This window comes from Streptomyces sp. NPDC002851 (assembly GCF_053591935.1).
This window is the reverse complement of the sequence record NZ_JBSFUT010000015.1, coordinates 25,876-39,179: the sequence shown is the minus strand read 5'-3', so window position 1 is coordinate 39,179 and position 13,304 is coordinate 25,876. Positions and strand designations below refer to the sequence as shown.

Annotated in this window: 17 protein-coding genes; 6 read left to right on the top strand and 11 right to left on the bottom strand. The window is 69.9% G+C overall.

Going from position 1 to position 13,304, the window contains the following annotated elements; translation table 11 throughout:
* The first annotated feature begins 138 nt into the window (after nt 1–138).
* Genes ACWD10_RS17690 through ACWD10_RS17680 form a run of 3 tightly spaced genes read left to right on the top strand, consistent with a single transcriptional unit; the run spans nt 139 to nt 2,290 of the window.
* On the top strand, nt 139–1,713 hold the full coding sequence (locus ACWD10_RS17690) for an amidase (RefSeq protein ID WP_451091848.1): 1,575 nt from the start codon (nt 139–141) through the stop codon (nt 1,711–1,713).
* A 54-nt stretch (nt 1,714–1,767) separates the two neighbouring features.
* Complete coding sequence (locus ACWD10_RS17685) at nt 1,768–2,034, top strand: type II toxin-antitoxin system Phd/YefM family antitoxin (protein ID WP_451091846.1); 267 nt, start codon at nt 1,768–1,770, stop codon at nt 2,032–2,034.
* Nucleotides 2,027–2,290 carry a type II toxin-antitoxin system RelE family toxin gene (locus ACWD10_RS17680; RefSeq protein ID WP_451091844.1) on the top strand — a complete coding sequence of 88 codons (264 nt, stop codon included), beginning with the start codon at nt 2,027–2,029 and terminating at the stop codon, nt 2,288–2,290. Before ACWD10_RS17685 ends, ACWD10_RS17680 begins: the two co-directional genes overlap by 8 nt.
* 164 nt (nt 2,291–2,454) lie before the next feature.
* Here the strand turns inward: ACWD10_RS17680 and ACWD10_RS17675 are convergent, their stop codons facing one another.
* Both ACWD10_RS17675 and ACWD10_RS17670 read right to left on the bottom strand, forming a co-directional pair.
* Nucleotides 2,455–2,832, bottom strand: a complete 378-nt coding sequence (locus tag ACWD10_RS17675; protein ID WP_451091842.1) for an ATP-binding protein — start codon at nt 2,830–2,832, stop codon at nt 2,455–2,457.
* 107 nt (nt 2,833–2,939) lie between these two features.
* Entirely contained in the window at nt 2,940–3,269 is a 330-nt protein-coding gene (locus ACWD10_RS17670; protein WP_451091840.1) for a hypothetical protein, read from the bottom strand.
* A gap of 301 nt (nt 3,270–3,570) precedes the next feature.
* Between ACWD10_RS17670 and ACWD10_RS17665 the strand changes: the two genes are divergently transcribed.
* Genes ACWD10_RS17665 through ACWD10_RS17655 form a run of 3 tightly spaced genes read left to right on the top strand, consistent with a single transcriptional unit; the run spans nt 3,571 to nt 4,896 of the window.
* Nucleotides 3,571–4,455, top strand: a complete 885-nt coding sequence (locus ACWD10_RS17665; protein ID WP_451091838.1) for a helix-turn-helix domain-containing protein — start codon at nt 3,571–3,573, stop codon at nt 4,453–4,455.
* On the top strand, nt 4,452–4,649 hold the full coding sequence (locus tag ACWD10_RS17660; RefSeq protein WP_451091836.1) for a DUF397 domain-containing protein: 198 nt from the start codon (nt 4,452–4,454) through the stop codon (nt 4,647–4,649). The genes ACWD10_RS17665 and ACWD10_RS17660 overlap by 4 nt, the downstream gene beginning before the upstream one ends.
* A gap of 37 nt (nt 4,650–4,686) precedes the next feature.
* Nucleotides 4,687–4,896, top strand: a complete 210-nt coding sequence (locus ACWD10_RS17655; RefSeq protein WP_451091834.1) for a DUF397 domain-containing protein — start codon at nt 4,687–4,689, stop codon at nt 4,894–4,896.
* 180 nt (nt 4,897–5,076) lie between these two features.
* On the opposite strand, the gene ACWD10_RS17650 is transcribed toward ACWD10_RS17655, so the two are convergent.
* The 9 genes from ACWD10_RS17650 to ACWD10_RS17610 form a co-directional block, all read right to left on the bottom strand.
* A complete protein-coding gene (locus ACWD10_RS17650; protein ID WP_451091832.1) occupies nt 5,077–5,463 on the bottom strand; it encodes a hypothetical protein in 387 nt (128 codons plus the stop codon).
* Nucleotides 5,464–5,483: 20 nt separating this feature from the next.
* The gene (locus ACWD10_RS17645; protein WP_451091830.1) at nt 5,484–6,362 is read right to left on the bottom strand and encodes a JmjC domain-containing protein; all 879 of its coding nucleotides are present in this window, start codon (nt 6,360–6,362) and stop codon (nt 5,484–5,486) included.
* Nucleotides 6,359–6,598: a DUF397 domain-containing protein gene (locus ACWD10_RS17640; protein ID WP_451091828.1), complete on the bottom strand. Its 240-nt coding sequence runs from the start codon at nt 6,596–6,598 to the stop codon at nt 6,359–6,361. Before ACWD10_RS17640 ends, ACWD10_RS17645 begins: the two co-directional genes overlap by 4 nt.
* 145 nt (nt 6,599–6,743) lie before the next feature.
* On the bottom strand, nt 6,744–7,580 hold the full coding sequence (locus ACWD10_RS17635) for a Scr1 family TA system antitoxin-like transcriptional regulator (RefSeq protein ID WP_451091826.1): 837 nt from the start codon (nt 7,578–7,580) through the stop codon (nt 6,744–6,746).
* Nucleotides 7,564–8,091, bottom strand: a complete 528-nt coding sequence (locus ACWD10_RS17630; protein ID WP_451091824.1) for a DUF6879 family protein — start codon at nt 8,089–8,091, stop codon at nt 7,564–7,566. Before ACWD10_RS17630 ends, ACWD10_RS17635 begins: the two co-directional genes overlap by 17 nt.
* Nucleotides 8,075–8,281: a hypothetical protein gene (locus tag ACWD10_RS17625; RefSeq protein ID WP_451091822.1), complete on the bottom strand. Its 207-nt coding sequence runs from the start codon at nt 8,279–8,281 to the stop codon at nt 8,075–8,077. The genes ACWD10_RS17630 and ACWD10_RS17625 overlap by 17 nt, the downstream gene beginning before the upstream one ends.
* 199 nt (nt 8,282–8,480) lie before the next feature.
* On the bottom strand, nt 8,481–10,505 hold the full coding sequence (locus ACWD10_RS17620) for an FUSC family protein (protein ID WP_451091820.1): 2,025 nt from the start codon (nt 10,503–10,505) through the stop codon (nt 8,481–8,483).
* A gap of 71 nt (nt 10,506–10,576) precedes the next feature.
* Nucleotides 10,577–11,524, bottom strand: a complete 948-nt coding sequence (locus ACWD10_RS17615) for an endonuclease/exonuclease/phosphatase family protein (RefSeq protein WP_451092084.1) — start codon at nt 11,522–11,524, stop codon at nt 10,577–10,579.
* Between the two features lie 284 nt (nt 11,525–11,808).
* Nucleotides 11,809–13,281, bottom strand: coding sequence for an aminotransferase-like domain-containing protein (locus ACWD10_RS17610; RefSeq protein WP_451091818.1), 1,473 nt, complete (start codon nt 13,279–13,281; stop codon nt 11,809–11,811).
* Nucleotides 13,282–13,304 lie beyond the last annotated feature (23 nt).

The following is a 13,304-nucleotide window of genomic DNA, read 5'->3' as shown; positions in this document are numbered from 1 at the left end:
ACCCGGCGACTGGGCCGGACGGGGCAATGCGGGCGGCCGTCGTCCGTGGCTCCGTCGGTCTCTTGACGTGGGGCAGGGGCCCCCGTTGGATGCCTATGGATGCAAGGGCCACGGACCGCGCCGCCCGGAAGGAACCCGATGGACGCCAAGGAACCCCACCCCGACACCGGCGACACCGGCGACACCCGCGACACCCGCGACATCCGCGACGCCCTCGATTCCCTGGACTCCCTGGACTCCCTGGACGCGCTCGACGCCCTCGGCCAGGCGGCTGCCGTCCGCAAGGGCGAGGTGAGCCCGGTCGAGCTGGTGGAGCGGTCGCTGCGGCGGATCGAGGCCCTGGACGCGACGCTCGGCGCGTTCGTGACGGTCACGGCGGACGCGGCCCTTGCCGAGGCGCGGGAGGCGGAACGCCGACTTGCGGCAGGCCACAGGGACCCGGCAGGGCTCCCGCCGCTGCTCGGCGTCCCGACGGCGATCAAGGACCTGACGCCGACGGCCGGAGTGCGGACGACCTTCGGTTCACGGGCGTACGAGCAGCACATCCCGGACACGGACGGGAACAGCGTCACGCGCCTCAGGGCGGCGGGCGCGATCAGCGTGGGCAAGACGAACACCCCGGAATTCGGCCTCACGGCCTGCACGGAGAACGAGGTGCGCGGCTCGGCCCGTACGCCCTGGGACCCGGCCCGTTCGGCGGGCGGCTCCAGCGGAGGCGCGGCCGCGGCGGTGGCGGCGGGTCTCGTCCCCTTCGCGCACGGCAGCGACGGCGGCGGCTCGATCCGCATCCCGGCGAGCGCCTGCGGCCTGTTCGGCCTCAAGCCGTCCCGCGGCCGGGTCAGCCCGGCGCCGGACGCGAACGTGTCCGGCCTGGCGGTCGAGGGCCCGCTGACGCGTACGGTCCGGGACGCGGCGGCGGTCCTGGACGCGCTCGCGGGCCCGGAGCCGGGCGACGCGTACTGGGCGCCACCGCTGCCCCCGGGCGAGACGTTCCTGTCCTGGACCGGCCGCGCCCCGGGCCGCCTGCGCATCGCGCGCTACGCGGCCCCGGGCGACGGCAGCGGCCCGGTGGACCCGGCGTGCCTGGCGGCGTACGAGAAGGCGACGGAACTCCTGACCTCCCTGGGCCACACGGTGGAGGACATCCCCAACCCCTTCGGAAACGAGCTGTCGAGCCTCTTCTTCCCGGTCTGGGCGGTGCAGTCGCTACGGATGCAGGTACGGGAGGAGGACGAGCACCTGCTAGGCCCGGTGACCCGCTGGTGGCGGGCGCGTGGCCGCGAGATCGAAGGGCAACGCTTGCTGGAGGCCCTGGCGGGCATGCAGACCCTGACCCGGCGAGTGGCGCGGTCCCTCGCCGGATACGACGCCGTCCTCACCCCCACCCTGGGCCTGCCGCCCCAGGAGCCCGCCTACTTCGCGGCGGAGACGGAGGACGACGTCCTCCCCATGCTCCGCCGCCAGAACCACTTCACCCCGTTCACCGGCGCCTGGAACGCCACCGGCCACCCGGCGGCATCCCTCCCCCTCCACTGGACCCCGGAGGGCCTCCCCATCGGCGTGACGCTGGTCGGCCGCCAGGCTGGCGAGGCCCAACTTCTGTCCTTGTGCGCCCAGTTGGAGATGGCGGCGCCTTGGGCGGGGCGGTGGCCGGGGCTCGGACGCGGGCGGGACAGACCCAGCACGGACGATGGTCATCCAGCACGACCTTGAGGGCGGAGACCTGCGCCCTTGTGTACACATGGAACATCCGGTACCCTCGGACTCATGACGCAGATGCCCATAGAGTCCATTCGCGACGTCCGCGCGCACCTGGCCGAGGTCGTCGAGCGCGCCGACCGGGACGACCAGCCGACCGTCATCACGCGACGGGGCAAGGAGGTCGCCGCCGTCGTGTCGATCGACGTCTTGCGCAAGTACCAGCAGTGGGAAGAGCGCGAGATCAATCGCATCATCGATGAGCGCATGGCGAATGCTTCGCCAGGGGTGCCGATCGAGGACGTCATGAAGGAGACGCTGGCGCGAAGTGAGTGAGTACCGCACCGTCTTCCGGCCCGAGGCGCAGGCCGAACTGCGCAAGATCCCTCGCGCTTTGGCGCTACGCATCCTCACCAAGCTGACAGAGTTGGAGAGCGACCCCCTCGGCTTCAACACGACCGCGCTCGTCTCGCAACCTGAACGCCGTCGCCTGCGGGTCGGCGACTACCGCGTCGTCTACACGATCGACAACGGAGAACTAGTGGTGTGGGTCGTCCATGTTGGCCATCGCTCCACGGTTTACGACACCTGACCCCGGAGGGCCTCCCCATCGGCGTGACTTTGGTCGGCCGCCAGGCGGGCGAGGCCCAACTCCTGTCCGTGTGCGCCCAGTTGGGGTCGGCGTCACCTTGGACGGACCGGAGGCCGGGGTTCGGACGCGGGCCCGACACCGGGACTGGGACCGGACGTGACTGATCACGTGTCCTGATACGAGGCGTTTCCCGTACCGTCGGCTCGCTCCGAGCACTCGGCCCACACGGCCTTGCCCGGCCCGTTCCATTCACTCACTCCCCAGCGATCCGCCACAGCGCCGACGAGAACAAGCCCTCGCCCGCTGCAATCGTCCCAGTCCGCCTTGACGGGTACCGGCCTCTCGTACGCCGCATCGTGCACCTCGATACGCACGCCTTGGCGCAAGCGCAGATACCGGGTCTCGATCTCGCGCCCAGGCACCCGCGCATGACGCACCGCGTTGGTCAACAGCTCCGAGAGAACCAGAACCGACGTCTCCTCCACGGACGCCAGCCCCCAGTCGAGGAGCACCTTGCGCAGTGCCGCCCGTGCGTGACCCACACACCGTGGAGACCTACGCCAGCGCAGAACCACCGCTTCTCGGTCCGGACCACCGGCCGGATCCGTCGGTACCGACCGGTGCTTGCCGTCCTTGCCGTCCGCACCGATCAGGCCACCTCCACGCCGTGGATCAGACGCGGCCCCACGTCGATTCCGTGCACCGCGAGCCAGAGAGCACGCCGCCGCTGCCGCTGCGTGCGTCGCACCGCGCGCTCGTGAGGGGTGAGGACATACGGCCGCACCAGCACCATCTCCGCGTCGCGCAGCACGCGCACGGTGCCCCGGGGCGAACTGGCCTGACCCGCAAGGGCGTTGCCCCACGAAGGGCGAGGCGAGGGAGGCTCCACTGCGGTGGCCGTTTCGGCTCGATGGCGGCCCGAAGGCGGAAGCAGTAACCGCAGCAACGGCTCGAAGAACCGGGCGATAAGGTCGTTCATGTTGACGCTCCTATCAGCGTTGACCACGCCCCCGGACTGTTCGCAGCAGTCGCGGGGGTCTTTCTCTGGCCGTCTTGGATCCGAATCCGCGTCCGATCCGGGGCGCACCACGCGTACTCCGCCCACCCGCAAGGGAGTTGATCACCTCTACGTGAGCGGCTCAGCACCTACCGTGACATCGTCAGTATTCCTCGTGCAACCTGCTTTCAGGAATTAATTCCCCCAACCTTTCGGTGCGCCGATCAGGCTTGCTGGGGCAGGACGTGCAGCCCCAGACTGAGGCAGCATCAGGGGAGGTCCAATGGCGACGAAGCGCACGACCGCAGGGCGCATGTCCACGGTGCTGGGCAGAAAGCTTGGAGGGGAGCTGCTGAAGCTGCGCGAGGCCAAGAAGCTCACGCAGCCGCGAGCCGCCGAAGCCCTGACAGCCACCCAAACGAAGATCGTCAAGATCGAACGTGGAGTGTCGCCAGTCCGGGACCCCGATCTTCACGCCTTATGTGACCTGTATGGCATCGGCCGAAAGAACCCGACTCGCGAGCGGCTGTTGGCACTGGCCAAGGCCGACCGCGAACGTCGGCGCGCGTCAGGGTGGTGGAAGGAGTACGCCGAACTCGGCGATTTCGTCGAGTACATCCAGTTGGAAGCCGGGGCATCCACCATCCACACGTACCAAAACCAGCTGATCCCGGGCTTGCTTCAAACGCCGCAGTACGCACGAGCGGTCACCGTGGCTCAGGGTGTCTGGCAGGACCCTGACGAGATCGAGCAGTTCGTACAAGCACGACTCGCGCGCCAAGCCCGCCTCACCGATGAGAAGCCGCTACAGCTTTGGGCCATTCTCTCGGAAGCCGTCCTGCGCCAAGAGGTTGGCGGCCAGTCCATCATGAGCGAGCAGCGAGAACGGCTCCTCGAGGCCAGCACGATGAAGAACGTCAAGCTTCAGATCTTGCCGTACAAGGCGGGGGCCCATGCGGCCATGAGTGGTCCGTTCGTCATCCTGGGATTTGAAGCACCGGCCGCAGTCGACGTGGTCTATCTGGAGACCGTACTGTCCAGCCAGTGGCTGGAGGGTGAGGAGGACGCGTATCGGCACCGCGCACTCTTCGACAGCGTTCGCAGAGCCGCCCTGTCCCCCGAGGACTCCCGCACCGTGGTAAGTGACTTGATCAAGGAGAACCGGTGAGCGACCGCACGGCCTTCGAGTTCTACAAGAGCAGCTACAGCGGCGGTTCGGGCGAATGCGTCGAGGTAGCGCGCAACGTTCCGGCCGTGACCGCTGTCCGCGACAGCAAGGCCACGGAAGGCCCCGTGATCGTTCTTCCTCGCGCTTCGTGGGCATCGTTCATCAACACTTTGAAGTCCGACCAGCACGGATAAGCAGCTCAAACCGAGGCCAGAAATCGAGGTACGAACCATGCTTGCCCCCGAACTCGGCGTCGCCGCATGGTGTAAGAGCAGCTACAGCGGTGGGGGGTCCTCCGGCGGCGACTGCATCGAGGTCGCCGATCTTGCCAGCAGCACCGCCGTACGCGACAGCAAGGACCCGGCAGGGGCCGCCCTGGTGTTCTCCGCTGACCACTGGTCCGCGTTCATCAGCCACGTGAAGACCAACGTCGGCATCTGATCGCCAACAGCACGCTGCCCCCGGTTCGTATGTCGAGCCGGGGGTTATGTGTAGCCAGTAGCCAGTGAGGATGCAGAGGTCCTGCCACCATCCCGTTGCAGTAACTCGGCCCAGCCGGACCACCGGGTGACGACGATGGGGGGACCCGGCTGTCGGCGTAGGCGTCCCATGCGGCGCCGCTCACCGGGACGCCTTTTGCGGGCACGTCCGGTCCGGGCGCGGACAGGCGATCAGCGCCCGGGACACGTACTGGAGCCCGACAGAGTAGTAGCCGAGCACCACGTCGCAGCCAGCCTCCTGCGCCAGCGTCCTGCGCGCATGCTCGGCACGCTCGGCGATGGGAAAGGCGGCGTCGTCGGCGGGTGGGTTCGCCTTCAATTCGTCGGCCAGCCACGTGACAGCGCCGTCGACCTCGCCGAAGGTACCGGCGATCTGGCCGCGGGGCCGGACGAGCCAGTCCTTGATCTCGATGGGAGGGTAGTTGTCGGGGGTCTCGCCACGGCGGATCTGGGCATCGGTGTACGAGCGTCCGGTGTAGCTGTAGGCGTGCCAGTGAGTTGGGGCCATGGTTCCCCCGGGGCTGGGGTTCAGCCGTGGACGGCCTGGTAGGCCAGCGCACTGACGTGCTGGTCGTCCAGGAGCAGGAGGGTGCCGACAAGGTATTCACGGATGAATCGGGCCGACAGCGATGCGCCCAGCTCGGTGGGCTGAATCCCCGCACGCATGGCCGGGTCTTCGAGGGCTTGGTCGAGGATGTTGCGGGTGACCTGCTCTGCCAGCCAGTGGTAGGTGCGTTCCTTGAGGGCGAACGTCAAGTGCAGAGAGGTCTCCTCGCCCTCGGTGTACGGGGAGTGGACCCAGCCGCGCGGAAGCCAGAAGACATCTCCCGGCTCCAGCGTCATCGAGCGCTCTGGGGGCGAGCTGGCGAGCAACTTCCGTTCCTCATAGGTGAATCCGCGGGTGAGGAAGTTCAGATGCTCCGTCACGGGGTTCACTACGAAAGGCCGGTGCAGCGGCCACGTCTTGCGCCCCGCCAGCTGCACGATCAGCGTCACGTACGGGTCGTAGTGGTACTTCAACCCCTGGTTGCGGGGCGGGGTCAGGTACGCGTTGACGTGCACGACACACCCGGTGTCGCGCTGGATGCCGCGCTGCACATGGGACAAGGGCGGCTTGAGCGTATGCAGTTGCCGCAGCGAGATGGTGCCGCCCTCATCGAGGTGGCGTCGCACAGCGCCGGGCCGGGGCATGTCGCCACCGTCGTACGTGTGGCGTTCCAGGATCTTGCCGTCCTTGATCAGAACGACGTTGCGCATCGCCACGCACTCGGCGTCGATGAGCGTGTTCACCTCGTCCAGCGTGAGCAGGTCCGCGAAAGCAGCCGGGTTGCGGTGGAAGAGCTGAGGCTCGCGCGGCCACTGCGCCAGGACGGCGTGCGGGTCTGCGATGAGGGCGGCGAGACTCACCGCTGTGATCCTTCCACGCGAGCCATCCAGCCGCGGGCGAACTTCGTGATCTCCTCAGCGCTCATACGAAGTGCGCGCCCGGCGCCTTCGGGCTTGCTGTCGCCCAGTTCGTAGCCGCCGCCATGGAGTTCGGCCAGGGTGATGCAGGATTCCATGGTGCCGTCGTTGTCGGTGCCGCCGCCGCACAACGTGGCGTAGGGGCCGGTGACTTCGCGGTCGTAGAGATTGCTGCTCATGGAGTGTTCCCCTCTGTGCTGAATGGGTGGTGCTCTAGCCATGTGGGATACGTACGTTCGGCGCATCGTCTTTGCAGGCGGCGTGACTTCATCCTCGGGTGGGCAAGGACGCAGCTCCAGCGCTATTCGCGTGGTGGACTAAAGATCACTGCCGGAACGACCAGGCCCATTCGGTCAACAGCTCGCGCGCGCCTTCTCCGAAGGTGGCGTGCGCCTCATAGCTCGCGAACCGGTCGAGGAGCGAGCGAACGTCCTTCGGATCGCGGAAGACGGCTGCGCCTAGGTCCGTCTCGATGGTCGCCAAGCGGTCGTCGTAGATCGTGAACGTACTCAACGGGGTATTGCCGAATTTCACGCCCCTTGGCAGCACGCCAATCCGGATGTTGGCCTGGCGGGTGAGCGACGCAAGCCGGTCAATCTGCATGGCCATTGCGTCAGGTGAGACCAGTGGGTATCTGACCGCTTGCTCGGTGAGCAGGAACGTGAAGCGCTTCGAACGGTCGAGTAGAACCGTCTGACGTTCAAGCTTCATGGCAACTGCTTTGGCCTGTTGAGTTGGTGGTGCATGCGCGATGCTCTCCCGAATGTAGTCCGGTGATGCCAGAAGGCTTGTGGCCATTGACAGCAGGAAATGTCGGAAGTCTGTGGTGGCTGCTTCGAGTCCGGCCAGTTCCAGTTGTTTCTTGTCCAGCCCTTTCCGGTGCAGATCCTTACGGTCCTGCCATTCCGTCTGCGCTATGCGGGCCAGCGCCATTACTTCGGCTGCGACGCCGGGGGAAGCATGCAGAGCTCTGAGGATCCGCTCAACGTCCACCAGTGACGGACGGAGCTTGTTCCCTTCGATACGGCTGATCTTGGACTGAGACATGTTGCAACGCGCGGCAAGCCGGACCCCAGCGAGTCCGGCTTGTTTGCGCAGGTGCTTGAGCATGGCTGCCAGTTCGAGACCGGATTGGTCAAGACGGTCAGGCTCGATGGCCACCGTTCACGTACTCCTCGAAGGGCATCGAAGCGGCCATCGCGATCCGCTGGTATTCGATGAAAGGGGATACATCTCCCTCGAAGACCTCACGATTGATCTGTGTGCCGTCTTGCTCATAGTTCATGAGGACGACCTCCGTGCGGTCGAACATCCAGAAGTCTTGCACCCCTTGAAGGGGGTTGGGCCGGTCGGTCACATCAAGGATGCGAATGTCGTCTCCTGCCCGGACATGCACCGCGTAATAGCGGGTGAACTCGAACCGTAGATATTCTGAGAGCGGCTGAGTCACGATGTGCACGCGGCCGTTGTACTTGCCCTCGACGCGCTGACGCGATACGCGTTCCGTGTATGAGGATGCCGTATACGGGGTCAGCGGCGGCTGGCCTTCGCGAAAGGCCGCGAACTCGGCTACTTCCTGCGGTACGAGGTACTGCGGTAGCGTCTCAAGTCGCCATGCTTCGTGCTTGATCTCTGTGAATCGACGACGCCACTCGTCACCATCCAAGAGCACGAGCGGCCTCCTTCAGCACTTCTTCCGGGATCTCCACCAAGGCCTCGCCGAACGGCGGCATGAATGCCTCGGACACGATTCCCTGGACTACGATTGAGCCTTTCGCTGTCCTGTAGACGTTGGGGCAGTCCTCTTCACCGCAGGTGCCGTTTCCGTTACCCGTGAGCCGGGTCAGTTCCTCGTGTGCCATGGACAATGAACCCCCTTGCCCGGTCGCCCTGTGGGCCGGTCATGACGACGCTACGGGGCAGGCACGAAGGACGTCTATGCGCCGGCGCGACCATGCGCGTGCTTGCATAAAGAAGTCGTTGTTTCGGTACGGCGGACTCCGACACCTCGCCTCCGACGGTCCGCTGCGGGGGCGGCGCCGGGGCCCGGCCGTGGGTGGATCAGGCTTCCGTTGCCAGCGAGGCGATCGCACGGGCCGCGTGGACCTCGTGGCGGAGGGCGGTCAGGGTGTCGGAGGTGGGCTTCGGGGCGCGGCCCGGGGGCAGTGTCAGGGGCCCCGACGACCGCAGCGCCGTGGCCAGTTCGCGGAGCTCGCCCGCGATCGCCCCCGCCTCCGCCGGGGCGGGCCGAGGCGCCCCGTGGCGGATGCGGATGCGGGTTGCCGTTGTCGCGTCGACGATTCGTTCTACGGCGACCAGCAGGGGCCACCACGCCGCCGCGCGCGTGCCGACCGGCGGTGGCTCCGTCAGGGCTCGTTGGAATTCCGTGCGTACGTCGGACAGGTCGCGGTAGAGGCGGCGGCGCATCCGGGCGCGGGCGGCTACGTCGGGGGCGCCGGGTGCGGTCGGGTCGAGGAAGGCGACCTCGACGTAGCGTGCGGTGTCGGCGACCGCGTCGGCGAGCCGGTCGCCGATCCGGGTGCCCCAGCTCTCCGGCCAGAGGAGATAGCCGGCGACCAGCGCGATGGCACAGCCGAGCAATGAGTCGTACAGGCGTGGGGCGATCAGGGCGGTGCCCTGGCGGTTGAGGATGTCCGACACCAACAGGATCACTGGGGTGATCGCGGCTGTTTGGTAGCCGTAGCCGCGTGGGGTCAGGGCCGGGATCAGGGGGGCCAGGACGAACAGCGCGAGTACGTCCCACCAGCCGCGCGGCACCTGCGAGAGCACCCCCGCGGCGATCACCAGGCCCGCCGCCGTACCGAAGGCGCGGAGCACCGCCCGCGAGAACACCGAGCCGAAGTCCGGCTTCATCACGAAGGTGACCGTCAGCGCCACCCAGTACGAGCGCTCCACCTCGATCAGCGAGACCAACGACTGTGCCAGGCCGATGCAGAGCGCGAGGCGTAGGCCGTAGCGCCAGGAGGCGGGCGAGATCAGCAGCGTGCGGGTGGTGCGTCGGGCCCGTTCGCGCAGGGCGGCGGGGCGGCCGAGCTGGTCGTCGACGTTGGCCGGGTCGTCCGTCAACACAGGGGCCAGTGCCTCGGCCGCGTAGCGGATCGCGTCGTCCACCGCGCGGGCGGCGGGGCCGTCCGGCTCGGGCGGCAGGTCGAGCCGCACCGGACCGGTCGCGCCCTGCTCTACGGCATCCGCCAACCTCCTTACGGCGTCCGGCACTTCGGGCGGCAGCGGGCGGCCGCACTGGTGGGCTGCGGGGGCCGCCTCGACCACCGGGATCAGCGCGTTGAGCTGGGCGACGAGCCGGACCAGGTCCTGGTTGCGGCCGCGGGAACGGGCGCGCCGGGCGAGCACCAGGTCGTACGACTGGTTGAGCGAGGCGGTGACGGTCTGGCGTGCGGTGGTGTACGGGTCGGGGGCGCCGGGAGCGCCGGGGGCGCCAGGGGTGCCGGGGGCGCCCTGCTCGCCCGCGCTCTCCAGGAGCCGCGCCACCGCCCGGTACGTGTCCGCGACCGCGGTCCGCTCCGGGGCCCCGGACCGCAGTGGCCAGGCGAGCAGCGCGAGCGTGAGGACGAGCAGCCCGCCGCTGGTGATGAGGAGCGGCGCCAGCCACCATTCCCCGGGCATCGGAAGGCCCGCGCCCACCACGGAGTTGAGCAGCAGCAGAAGCCCGGCGATCGAGGCGACCGCGCCGATCGTGGAGATCATCCCGGAGACGAGGGCGACGCCCGTGACCGCGACGACGGCCACCCAGCCGTGCCCGTACACCAGCGTGCCCAGGGTGATGCCGAGGGCGCCGAAGAGCTGCGGTACGGCGATGTTGAGGACCCGCATCCGGTACGCCGTGGCGGTGTCGCCGATCACGCCGGACAGGGCGCCCATCGAGGCGAGCGCCCCGTAGGCCGGGTACCCGGTGACGAGACCCACCACGACGGGCAGCGACAGGGCGATGGCGGCGCGGGCGACGGCGGGCCAGGGGGTGCGGGCGGGCTTGGGCTTCAGCGGGTCGAGGGTGCGCACCAGCCACTCGGGCGGGGCGAGCCGGGCGGGGGTGGACTCTCGGGGCATGCCCCATTATGTGGCCGCTGACCCGGTCGGTCCGTGGCGCTCCGCCCGGCCCCACCTGCGCCCAGCCCCGGCTACCGCGTCCCGTGCAGCGTCAGGTCCACCACCAGGGACCGGTGGTCCGTGTTCGCCAGGTCGAGGAAGCGCGCGCCGCTCGCCGTGAACTCCTCGCTCACCAGGACGTGGTCGATCTGCGCCCCGAGCGGCGGCGCCGTCGCCGACGGCCAGCTCGGGGTGCGCGAGCTGCCCGCGAGCCGGGTGCTGTCGCGCAGGCCGGTGTCGAGGATGCGGCGGAACGCGGCGTGGTCCTGGGAGGCGTTGAAGTCCCCGGCGAGCACGGTGGCCCCGGCCGCGCCGGTGCTCCGCGCCGCCCAGTCGCGCAGCGCGCCCAGCTCGGAGCGCCACAGGGCGACCCCGCCCGGTACCGGCGGCATCGGGTGGGCCAGCTGGAGCCGCACCGGGTGCCCGTGCACCTCGGCCACGGCCCCGGGCATGCCGAGCGTGCCGGGGACTCCGTCGGCCTCGCGCAGCGGATGGCGGCTGAGGATCACGGAGCCCTCGGCGCCGGACGCCCGCACGGCGCTGCGGTGCGGGAAGCGGTCCTTCAACTCCCGTTCCAGGGCGGCCGCGCACCCGTGGTCACACTCCTGCACGAAGACGATGTCGGGCCGCTCACGCCGTACCGTGTCGATCAACTCCCGCGTCGCACCGCCGAATTCGACGTTCGAGGTGAGGACCCGGAGCCGGGCCACGGCCGCCCCGCGACTCCCGGCCCCGTCCACTCCGTCCGCTCCGTCCACCCCGTCCGCCCCGTACGGCTGCACGAACCACCCCGTCCCCGCCAGCGCCACCGCGCCCCAGACAAGGCCGGTCCGCCAGCGGGCCAGCGCCGCGAGGCCGAGCCCGGCCGCCGCGGGTGCGAGCAGCCACGGCAGAAAGGCGAGCAACTGCGGTACGGGCGTGATGCCATCGGCGTCGAAGGCGCGGCACAGCAGGACCAGGCTGACGCCGGTCAGGAGCAGGGTGGCGGCCCAGCGGGCGGGGCGGTGCCAGGGCCGGTGTCCGGGACGGCCGTCCCGGGGGACGGGGGTGTCGGCGAACGCCCGCTCCCGCGGGGCGACTTGGGTACCGCCATCGGCCTGGCTCACCAAGAGACGCGCTCCTTCTCCGAGGACTGAGGTCGTACGCCGGATCCGGATGCTGCCGGATGTCCGGATTCTTCCTCGGAGACGGGCCTGGACCTCGGAGGGTTGCCCTCCGCTCCGTCTGCGAGGGGTGCGAGGCGCGCTAGGTACGCGAGGTCGGGTCAGCGCCCGCGTTCCTTGGAGACGGGCCTGGACCCCGGAGGGTTGCGCTCCGCCCCGTCCGCGTGGCGCGCGAGGTGCGCGAGGCGGGTCAGGGCCCGCCGCAGCGTCCCGTGGTCCGGCGAGGCCAGCCCCACCCTGATCGCGTGCGGCGCGGAGTGTGCCGACACCGCGAAGGCCGTGCCCGGCGTGACGGCGATGCCGTGGGACGCGGCCGCCGCCGTGAAGGTCTCCGCCCGCCAGGGCGCGGGCAGCCGCCACCAGGCGTAATACGCGCGGGGATCGGTCCGTACGTCCTGGCCCGCCAGGCACGCCGCCGCGATCCGGTGCCGGGCCTCGGCGTCCGCGCGCTTGGCGGCGACGAGCCGGTCCACCGTGCCGTCCCCGAGCCACCGCGTCACCGCCTCCAGGGCGAACCGCTGCGCCGGCCACCCGCCGGACCGCAGCGCCGCCTCGGCCGGTCCGGTGCGGCCCTCCGGCACGACGAGGAGGCCGACGGAGAGCCCGGGCGCGAGTCGCTTGGACAGCCCGTCGGCGACGTACGTGCGCTCGCGGGCGTACGCGGCGAGCGGCGGCACCGGCCCGCCACCGCCGTCCCCGCCCCCGCCGTCCCCGCCCCCGCCGTCCCCGACCCCGACTCCGTAGCCGTCTCTGTACCCGTACAGGAACGCCCAAATACGGTCCTCGATCACCGGCAGGTGCAACGCCCTTACCGCCTCGGCCAGTTCGGCGCGTCGCTCGCCCGGCATGGTCACGCAGGTCGGGTTGTGGAGCGTCGGCTGGACGTACACCGCGCTCAGGGGCGCCTTGCGGTGGGCGTCCACCAGCGCCTCGGGGCGGAGCCCGGCCTCGTCCGAGGGGATCGGGACGAGCGTGACGCCGAGGCGGCGGGCGATGTCCTTCACCACGGGGTACGTGAGCGCCTCGACGCCGACGCGGCCGCCCGGACGTACCGCCGTCGACAGCGCGCCCGCGATCGCCTGCCGCGCGTTGCCCGCGAAGAGCACCTGCTCCGGGGCGGGCCGCCACGGACCCTCGGCGAGCAGCCGGGCGGCGGCCGTGCGGGCGGCCGGAGTACCGGAGGGCCCGGCGGTCGCGGTGGCGGCGGCGAGTACGTCGGGCCTGAGCAGCCCGCCGAGCCCGGCGGCGAGCAGCTCCGACTGACCGGGTACGGACGGGTAGTTGAGCTCCAGATTGACCTCAGCGGCGGTGCCCGGCTCGGTCAGCGTCCGCCCGGACGGCTCCGGCGCCCCGGCCGCCCGTACGAACGTGCCCCGCCCCACCTCACCGACGACGAGCCCGCGCCGCACCAGCTCCCCGTACACCCGGCTCGCCGTGGACGGCGCGATCCGGCGGCGCCGGGCGAACGCCCGCTGCGTGGGCAGCCGGTCGCCGGGCCGCAGTCGCCCGCGCGCGATATCGGCGGCGATGGCATCGGCGATCCGCCGGAAGTCGTGAAATTCGTCGTCAGCCATCGAAGCCCCGCCTCAGTCATCCA

Excerpts from the sequence above, each read along its gene's own strand:
- ACWD10_RS17655 (WP_451091834.1), top strand. The coding sequence starts at position 4,687 with ATGCTTGCCCCCGAACTCGGCGTCGCCGCATGGTGTAAGAGCAGCTAC.
- ACWD10_RS17650 (WP_451091832.1), bottom strand. The coding sequence starts at position 5,463 with ATGGCCCCAACTCACTGGCACGCCTACAGCTACACCGGACGCTCGTAC.
- ACWD10_RS17690 (WP_451091848.1), top strand. The coding sequence starts at position 139 with ATGGACGCCAAGGAACCCCACCCCGACACCGGCGACACCGGCGACACC.
- ACWD10_RS17620 (WP_451091820.1), bottom strand. The coding sequence starts at position 10,505 with ATGCCCCGAGAGTCCACCCCCGCCCGGCTCGCCCCGCCCGAGTGGCTG.
- ACWD10_RS17640 (WP_451091828.1), bottom strand. The coding sequence starts at position 6,598 with ATGAGCAGCAATCTCTACGACCGCGAAGTCACCGGCCCCTACGCCACG.
- ACWD10_RS17665 (WP_451091838.1), top strand. The coding sequence starts at position 3,571 with ATGGCGACGAAGCGCACGACCGCAGGGCGCATGTCCACGGTGCTGGGC.
- ACWD10_RS17670 (WP_451091840.1), bottom strand. The coding sequence starts at position 3,269 with ATGAACGACCTTATCGCCCGGTTCTTCGAGCCGTTGCTGCGGTTACTG.
- ACWD10_RS17610 (WP_451091818.1), bottom strand. The coding sequence starts at position 13,281 with ATGGCTGACGACGAATTTCACGACTTCCGGCGGATCGCCGATGCCATC.
- ACWD10_RS17685 (WP_451091846.1), top strand. The coding sequence starts at position 1,768 with ATGACGCAGATGCCCATAGAGTCCATTCGCGACGTCCGCGCGCACCTG.
- ACWD10_RS17625 (WP_451091822.1), bottom strand. The coding sequence starts at position 8,281 with ATGGCACACGAGGAACTGACCCGGCTCACGGGTAACGGAAACGGCACC.